Here is a 7,828-nt window from a genome sequence, read left to right as displayed (position 1 = left end):
GGGCGGGACCGTGCAGGAGGGCTTCGCCGCCGTCGCCCATGACACCCCCATGCTCTCGCTGGACAACGCCTTCGAGGGCGAGGATCTGGTCGAGTTCGACCGCCGCATCCGCGACCGGCTCGGCGTGGCCAGCGTGCTCTACACCGGTGAGCCGAAGCTCGACGGCATCTCGCTGAGCCTGACCTACGAGGACGGTGTGCTGGTGCGTGCCGGGACCCGGGGCGATGGGCAGAGCGGTGAGGACGTGACCCACAACGTGCGCACCGTCGGCAGCGTGCCGCTGCGCCTGCGCGGCAGCGGCCATCCGGCGCGGCTCGAGGTGCGCGGCGAGGTGGTGATCCGAAAGGAGGATTTCGAGCAGCTCAATCAGGCCCGTCTCGAGGCGGGCGAGCGGCCCTTCGCCAACCCGCGCAACGCTGCCGCCGGGTCGCTGCGGCAGCTCGACCCGCGGATCACCGCGCAGCGACCGCTGACCCTGTTCACCTTCGGCGTCGGCGAGCCGCTGGCGCTGGGGGTGGCCACCCACTGGGAGGTGCTCGAGCGCCTGGCCGAGTGGGGCTTTCGCACCACCGCGCCGCTGGAGCGCCTGGAAGGCGTGGCCGCGTGCCAGGCCTACCGCGAGCGGCTCATCGAGGACCGGGATGCACTGCCCTTCGAGGTGGACGGCGCCGTGTTCAAGGTCGATGACCTGGCCGCCCGCGAGCAGCTCGGCTTCACCGCCCGCGCCCCCCGCTGGGCCCTGGCCTTCAAGCTCCCGGCCCGGGAGGCGACCACCGTGGTCGAGCGGATCGTCCCCTCGGTGGGACGCACCGGCAAGGTCACCCCCCTGGCCCGGCTGCAGCCGGTGGAGGTGGGCGGTGTCACCGTTGCCCGCGCCAGCCTGCACAACGCCGACGAGCTGGCGCGCATGGACGTGCGCGAAGGCGATACCGTCATGGTGCGCCGTGCCGGCGACGTCATCCCGCAGATCACCGCCGTGATTCACGACAAGCGCCCGCGGCAGGCCGAGCCGTGGCGCTTCGAGGAGCGCGTGCAGACCTGCCCGGAGTGCGGTTCGGCGGTGCAGCGCATCGAGGGCGAGGCGGCCCACCGGTGTGTGGGCGGCCTCTACTGCCCCGCGCAGCGCGAGGGGGCCATCCTCCACTTCGCCTCCCGCCGCGCCCTGGACATCGACGGGCTGGGCGAGAAGATCGTCGAGCAGCTGGTGGCCAAGGGGCTGGTGGCCGACCTGGCTGATCTGTTTCGCCTGAGCCACGCCCAGTTGGCCGGGCTCGAGCGTATGGGCGACAAGTCCGCCGATAACCTCCTCGCCGCCCTCGAGCGGGCGCGGCGTACAACGCTGGCGCGGTTCCTCTACGCCCTCGGGATTCCCCATGTCGGTGAGGTGACCGCGCGCCGCCTGTCCGAAGCGGCCTACGGTCTGACGGCCGCGATCCCCCGCGGCGATTTGGGCCGGCTGCGAGAGGCCGCCGGCGTGGAAGCGGGGACGGCGATCACCAGCGAGGCGCTGTTGCGGGTGATGGCGGCCCCGGCCGAGGAGCTCGAGGCCGTGGAGGATGTCGGCCCGGTGGTGGCGCGGGCCATCGCCGGCTTCTTTGCCGAGCCCCACAATCGCGACGTGGTCGATCACCTCTGCGCCGCCGGGGTCCGCTGGCCTGAGCCGGAACCGCCGGAGCAGGTCGCCGCGTCACCCCTGGCCGGCTGCACCCTGGTGCTCACCGGCACCCTGGAGGGCCTGACCCGGGACGAGGCCAAGGCCGCCATCGAGGCGTGTGGCGGTCGGGTGACCGGCAGCGTCTCGAGCCGGACCGACTACCTGGTGGCGGGGGCGGATGCCGGCAGCAAGCTGAACAAGGCCCGGGAACTCGGTGTCGAAATCCTCGATGAAGCCGGCCTGCGGGAATTGCTCGGCGAGCGCGGGGCGTAGCCACTGCGCAGCGGGCCCGGGCCGGTTTTCCCCGAAGCGGCCCAGGGGATTGGTATACTTTGCCGCACCTCTCCAACCGGTGAACCGATCGAGACTCCATGCCCGTCAGAGCCCGTAGCCGCATCCAGACCTTCCTCCTGTGGGGCGCCAGTGCCCTGATCGTGATCGGTGCCGTGGCGCTGTTCCGCGCCGACCTGGGTACCGGCGCCGGCCCCGGCGGGGAGCGCGAGAGCGCCGCCGTAGCCGTCGAAGTGGAGCCGGTGGAGCGTCGCGACCTGAAGGATGTGCGCCGCTTCGACGGCAACCTCGAGGCGAATGTGCGCTACGAGCTCGCCCCCAAGGTCACCGGTGAGCTGCGCAGCCTGGAGGTGCGCATCGGTGACACCCTCGAGCCCGGCGACCTGATCGCCCGGCTCGATGATCAGGAGGTGGCGCAGGAGGTGGCCGAAGCCGAGGCTGGCCTCGAGGTAGCACGCGCGCAGCTGGCCGAGAGCCAGGCGGCCCTGGCCTCCGCCGAGCGCGACCTCAACCGCACCCGCGAGCTGAGGGAGCGCGAGATCGCATCCGCCGCCGAGCTGGAGGCGGCCGAAGCCCAGGTGGCCGCCGAGCGCAGCCGCGTGCAGCTGGCGCGCGCGCAGATCGCCCAGCAGCAGGCGGCGCTGAGCGCCGCGCAGATCCGCCGCTCGTTCACCGAGATCCGCGCCGACTGGGACGACGGCGAGCGGGTGGTCGGCGAGCGTTTCAAGGACCCCGGTGCCACGGTCAGCGCCGGCGAGGCGATCCTGACCCTGCTGGATGTCTCGCAGCTGCGGGCCGAGGCGTTCGTCACCGAACGGGAGTACGCCCGCCTGATGCCCGGCCAGGCCGCGCGGCTGCGCGTCGAGGGCTACCCGGATACCGATTTCCCGGCCGAGGTGGCTCGCCTGGCCCCGCTGTTCAGCGCCACCACGCGCCAGGCCCGGGTGGAATTCACCGTGCCCAACCCCGAAGGCCGCCTGCGTCCGGGCATGTTCGCCCGCCTGGCGGTGGAGGTCGGGCGCGCCGAGGACGTGGTCACCGTCCCCCGCGAGGCGGTCATCCAGCGCGGCGGCCGGTCCTCGGTCTTTCTGCTCAAGGAGGCCGAGGAGGGTCCGCCGCGGGTGCGCCTAGTGCCGGTGGAGACCGGTCTGCGTGCCGGGGGGCGCGTCGAGGTGCGCCCGCAGGCGGAGGGCGAGGCGCCCCTGAGTGGCGCCGTGGTGACCCTCGGTCAGCACCTGCTCGCCGACGGCAGTCGCGTCGAGGTGGTCGGCGAGCCGGGTAACGAGGTGGCCGCGCCGTGAAGATCGCCGCCTTCTGCGCCCGGCGTCCGGTCTTTACCGTGATGGTCACGCTGATCGCCGTGACCCTGGGCCTGAACGCCCTCGACCGGCTGCCGGTGGACCTGCTGCCGGAGATCGAATACCCCACCCTGCGCATCTCCACCAACTACCCGGGCGCGGGCCCCGAGGAGGTGGAGTCGCAGATCGTCGAGCCCATCGAGAACGCTGTTGCCCCGGTGGCCGGGGTGGAGCGCATCGAATCGGTCTCAGCCGAGGATCAGGGCGACGTCAGCCTCTCCTTTGCCTGGGGGACCGATCTGGAGGCCGCGGCCAACGACATCCGCGAGCGGCTGGATCGGATCGTCCGCGATCTGCCGGACGAGGCCGATCGGCCGCGGCTGCGCTTTCTGGACCTCTCCGACCGTCCCGTTCTGGTTATCGGTTTGTCTGCCGAGCTCGATCCCATCGAGTTGCGCTCTCTGGCCGAGGACCGCATTCGCGACCGCCTGGAGCGGGTGCCCGGGGTCGGGGCCCTGGATATCTGGGGCGGTCTTGAGCGAGAGATCGAGGTTGCAGTGGATCCGGGGCGTCTGCGCGCCGCGCAGCTCTCCCTGGAGGATGTTCGTGAGGCCATTGCGGATGCCGACTTCGAGGTGGCCGCCGGGCGCCGGGCGGAGGGCCGCCTGGAACTCGGGCTGCGCGTGCCGGGGCGGGTGACCGACCTCGACGCGCTGCAGGGGTTGCCGGTGGCCCGCGGGGAAGACGGATCGCTGGTCCGGCTGGGGCAGTTGGCGCAGGTCCGCGACACTCACGAGGAGGAGACGCGGCGTATCCGCATCGACGGTGAGCCGGGGATCCGCCTGGCGGTCCGCGGTCGCTCCGACGCCAACACCGTGGCGACGGCAGAGCGGGTGCGCGCGGAACTGGAGCAGCTGCGCAACGAGTTGCCCCAGGTCAGCCTGACGCCAGTGCGCGACACCGCCGTCTATATCGAGCGCTCGATGCAGAACCTGGGGCGGGCGATCCTGCTCGGCGGTGTGCTAGCGCTGGTGGTGCTGCTGATTTTCCTGCGCGACCTGCGCGCCGCCATGGTGGCCGCGGTGGCCATCCCGGTGTCGCTGGTCACCACCTTCGCCCTGGTCTACTTTGCCGGTTTCACCCTGAACCTGATGACCCTGGGCGGTATTGCGCTCGGCGTGGGGCTGATGGTCGACAACGCCATCGTGGTGCTGGAGTCGATCATGGCCCGCCGCGAGCGCGGCCTGGCCCCTTATGAGGCGGCGGTCAACGGCACCCTAGAGGTGGCTCCGGCGGTGACCGCCAGCACCCTGACCACGCTGGCTATCTTCGTGCCGCTGGTCTTTCTCGAGGGGATCGCCGGGGCGCTATTCACCCAGCTCGCCTGGGTGGTCGGCTTCGCCCTGTTCGGCTCACTCATTGTGGCCTTCACCGTTGTGCCGATGCTCGCCGCCCGATTGCCCCAGCGCTCCGAAGGGGTGGCCCGGGTGGCCTGGTACCGAGCACTGGAGCGTGGCTACCGGCGTCTGCTCGGCGGTGTGCTCAGTCGCCGCGGCGCCGTGATGGGCCTGGCCACGGCGCTGGTGGTGCTGGCGGTGGCTATCGTGCCGCGGCTCGGCACCGAGCTCATGCCCGGCACCGACGAGGGCGACATCCGCATGAGCTTCGAGTGGGAGCCGGGGGTGTCGCTGGCGTTCATGGACGAGCGCATGCGCCGGATCGAGCAGCGGGCCGTCGCCATGGTGCCCGAGGCCGAGCACTGGGTCTCCAGTTCCGGCACCGGCGGCTTCCGTGCCGGCGGCGGGGACACCAGCCGCCTGGACTTCTCCCTGGTCTCGGTCACCGAGCGCGATCGCAGCACCGAAGAGGTGGCCGACGAGCTTCGCGAGGCCTTCCAGGCCACCCCCGGCGCCGAGGTGCGCGTGCGCGCCCGGCAGACCCGGCCGACCCGCGGTGGCTTCGGCGCCGAGGGCGAGGAGCTGACCATCGAGGTCTTCGGCTTCCAGCGCGAGACCCTGGACCGCGTGGCCGGCGCCATGGAGGAGCGGGTCAGCCGGGTGGAGGGGGTCACCGACGTGCGCACCGGTCAGGACCGCTCGGCGCCGGAGGAACAGCTGCACATTGACCGGGCCCGGGCGGCGGATATGGACGTCTCGGTCAGCCGCATCGCCAATACCATCGAGGTGGCCGTGGCGGGTGCCCGCGCCGGGCTCTATCGGGATACCGGCGAGGAGGTGGCGATCCGTGTGCGCCTGGCCGATGCCCGGCAGATCGAGCGTGAAGAGCTGCTCGATCTCACCGTGCCCAACCGCAGCGGTGAGCTGGTGGCTCTGCACAGCCTGGTCAATGTGGTGGAGGGCGAGTCGCCGCTGACCATCGAGCGGCGCGACCGCCAGCGGGTGACCACGCTGCAGGCCAACATCAGCGGCCGGGATCTCGGTTCGGTGGTGGCCGACGCCCGCGCCGAGCTGGCCGGGGTCCCGGTGCCGCGTGGCTACGGCTGGCGCATCGGTGGCGACTACGAGGAGCAGGCCGAGGCGCTGAGCCAGCTGACCATCACCCTGCTGCTGGCGGTGGCCCTGGTCTACATGGTCATGGCCTCGCTCTACGAATCCCTGCGCAATCCCCTGGTGGTGATGTTCACGGTGCCCCTGGCCGGTGTCGGCGTGGTGGGGATGCTCTGGGCCACCGGCACCACCATCAGCGCGCAGTCGTTCATCGGCATCATCCTGCTCGCCGGGATCGTGGTGAACAACGGCATCCTGCTCGTCGACCGCGCCAACCGCAGCCTGGTCCGCGGGGCCCCGCCGCGTCAGGCGGTGCTCATCGCCGGGCGACGACGGCTGCGCCCGGTGCTCATGACCTCGCTGACCACCGGCCTGGCCCTGCTGCCCTTGGCACTGGGCATTGGCGAGGGCGCCGAGGCGCAGGCCCCCATGGCCCGCGCCGTGCTCGGCGGTTTGATCACCGGCACCCTGATCACCCTGGTGGTCATCCCGGTGGTCTTCACCCTGTTCCACTCGGCGAAGGGCAGACGGCATGCGATGGTGTGACTGCGGCTGGCGCCGCCCGCTGACCGGCGGCCTGCTCCTGGGCGCGGCGCTGCTGCTCGCCGGCCGCGTGGTGGCCGGCGGCGACGAGGCGTGGGAGCTGAGCCTGGAGGAGGCGGTCTACAGCGCTGTCGAGCACAATCCGGCGCTCCAGGCCGAGCGCCTCGGCCCGGTGGTGGCGGGCACCTTTGAGCAGATCGAGCTGGGGGCGTTCGATCCGGAAGTCTTCCTAGAGGGGGACTACCGGCGGCGGCAGCTGGAGCAGATCGGCCTTGAGACGGGTCGGGCGCGGGATACCGATCGCACCGACGTCGGGCTCTCGGCCGGCATCAGTCAGCGTCTGCCTATGGGGGCCGAGTGGCGCCTGTCGGTGGTCCAGGACTTCGACGAGGATCGTGAAACCGGGCAGGAGCTTCATACCAGTGGCCTGCAGCTACGGCTCAGCCAGCAGCTCCTGCAGGGCCGGGGGCGAGCGGTCAACCTGGTCAGCCTGCGCCAGGCGGAGCTGGAAACCCTGCGCTCGGAGCACGAGCTGCAGGGCTTCGCGCAGCAACTGGTGGCGGACGTGGAGTCGGCGTATTGGGATTTCGTGCTCGCCGACCGCGAGATCGCCATCTTCGAGGAGTCCCTGCAGCTGGCCGAGCAGGAGGTGGAGCGGGCCGAGCAGCGGATCGAGCTGGGCGACCTGGCCGAGACCGAGCTGGCCCCGCTGGAGTCCGAGGCCGCCCTCCGCCGCCAGGAGCTGATCGATGCGCGCAGCCGCCGCGAGGCGGCGCGGCTGGAGCTGCTGCGCTTGATCGGCAGCGAGGATCAGCTCCAGGAGGATCGAGAGATCGAGCCCCTGACCGACCCCGAGCGCCTGGTCGTCGAGCCCGATCCGGTGGCCGAGCACCTGGCCCTGGCCCTGGAGCGGCGCCCGGAACTCAATCAGGCCCGCCTGGATCTGCGCAGCGAGAACCTGCAGGTTACCCGGACGCGGAATGGCTTGTTGCCCGAGCTCGAGTTGTTTATCCAGTTGGGCAGCAGTGGATATGCCGATTCTTTCAGCGGTGCGCCCCGGGACCTGGACGGGTCCAGCTACGACGCGCAGGTGGGGATTTCCCTGGGACGCTCGCTGACCAATCGCGCCCCTGAGGCGGAGCACCGCCAGGCGCTGACCCTGCGCAACCAGGCCAATCTGAGTCTGAGCAATATGGCCCGCTTGGTGCGCCACGATGTCCGCACGGCCCATCTGGAGCTGCAGCGGGCGGCCGCCCAGATCGAGGCGAGCCGTGCCACCCGCCGTGCCCGCGAGGAGCAGGTGCGCGCAGCAGATGAGCGCTTCCGGGCCGGGGATGCGACCGCCTTCGCCGTGGTCCAGGCCCAGCGCGATCTGCTCGAGAGTCGGATCAGCGAGGCGGCGGCGCAGGTGGAGTACCGCACCGCGCTGGTCGAACTCTACCGGCTGGATGGTACGCTGCTGGAGCGTCGCGGCATACAGGCGGCGACCGACGAGGGTGCGCCGCACTGAGGCGGATACCAAGGAGCCGTGGCCC

Annotated in this window: 4 protein-coding genes; all 4 read left to right on the top strand. The window is 71.5% G+C overall.

Annotated elements, in window-relative coordinates:
- On the top strand, positions 1–1,927 hold a 1,927-nt coding region (gene ligA / locus LRF89_RS11405; RefSeq protein WP_238637150.1), incomplete at its 5' end, for an NAD-dependent DNA ligase LigA.
- A gap of 98 nt (positions 1,928–2,025) precedes the next feature.
- The gene (locus LRF89_RS11400; RefSeq protein ID WP_201171768.1) at positions 2,026–3,246 is read left to right on the top strand and encodes an efflux RND transporter periplasmic adaptor subunit; all 1,221 of its coding nucleotides are present in this window, start codon (positions 2,026–2,028) and stop codon (positions 3,244–3,246) included.
- Positions 3,243–6,296, top strand: a complete 3,054-nt coding sequence (locus LRF89_RS11395; RefSeq protein WP_338018525.1) for an efflux RND transporter permease subunit — start codon at positions 3,243–3,245, stop codon at positions 6,294–6,296. Before LRF89_RS11400 ends, LRF89_RS11395 begins: the two co-directional genes overlap by 4 nt.
- Positions 6,283–7,803 carry a TolC family protein gene (locus LRF89_RS11390; protein WP_238637149.1) on the top strand — a complete coding sequence of 507 codons (1,521 nt, stop codon included), beginning with the start codon at positions 6,283–6,285 and terminating at the stop codon, positions 7,801–7,803. The genes LRF89_RS11395 and LRF89_RS11390 overlap by 14 nt, the downstream gene beginning before the upstream one ends.
- Positions 7,804–7,828 lie beyond the last annotated feature (25 nt).

The organism is Halorhodospira sp. 9621, assembly GCF_022228055.1.
GTDB lineage: Bacteria > Pseudomonadota > Gammaproteobacteria > Nitrococcales > Halorhodospiraceae > Halorhodospira > Halorhodospira halophila_A.
Note: the sequence above shows the minus strand (reverse complement) of the source record. Positions and strands in the feature narration are given on the sequence as shown.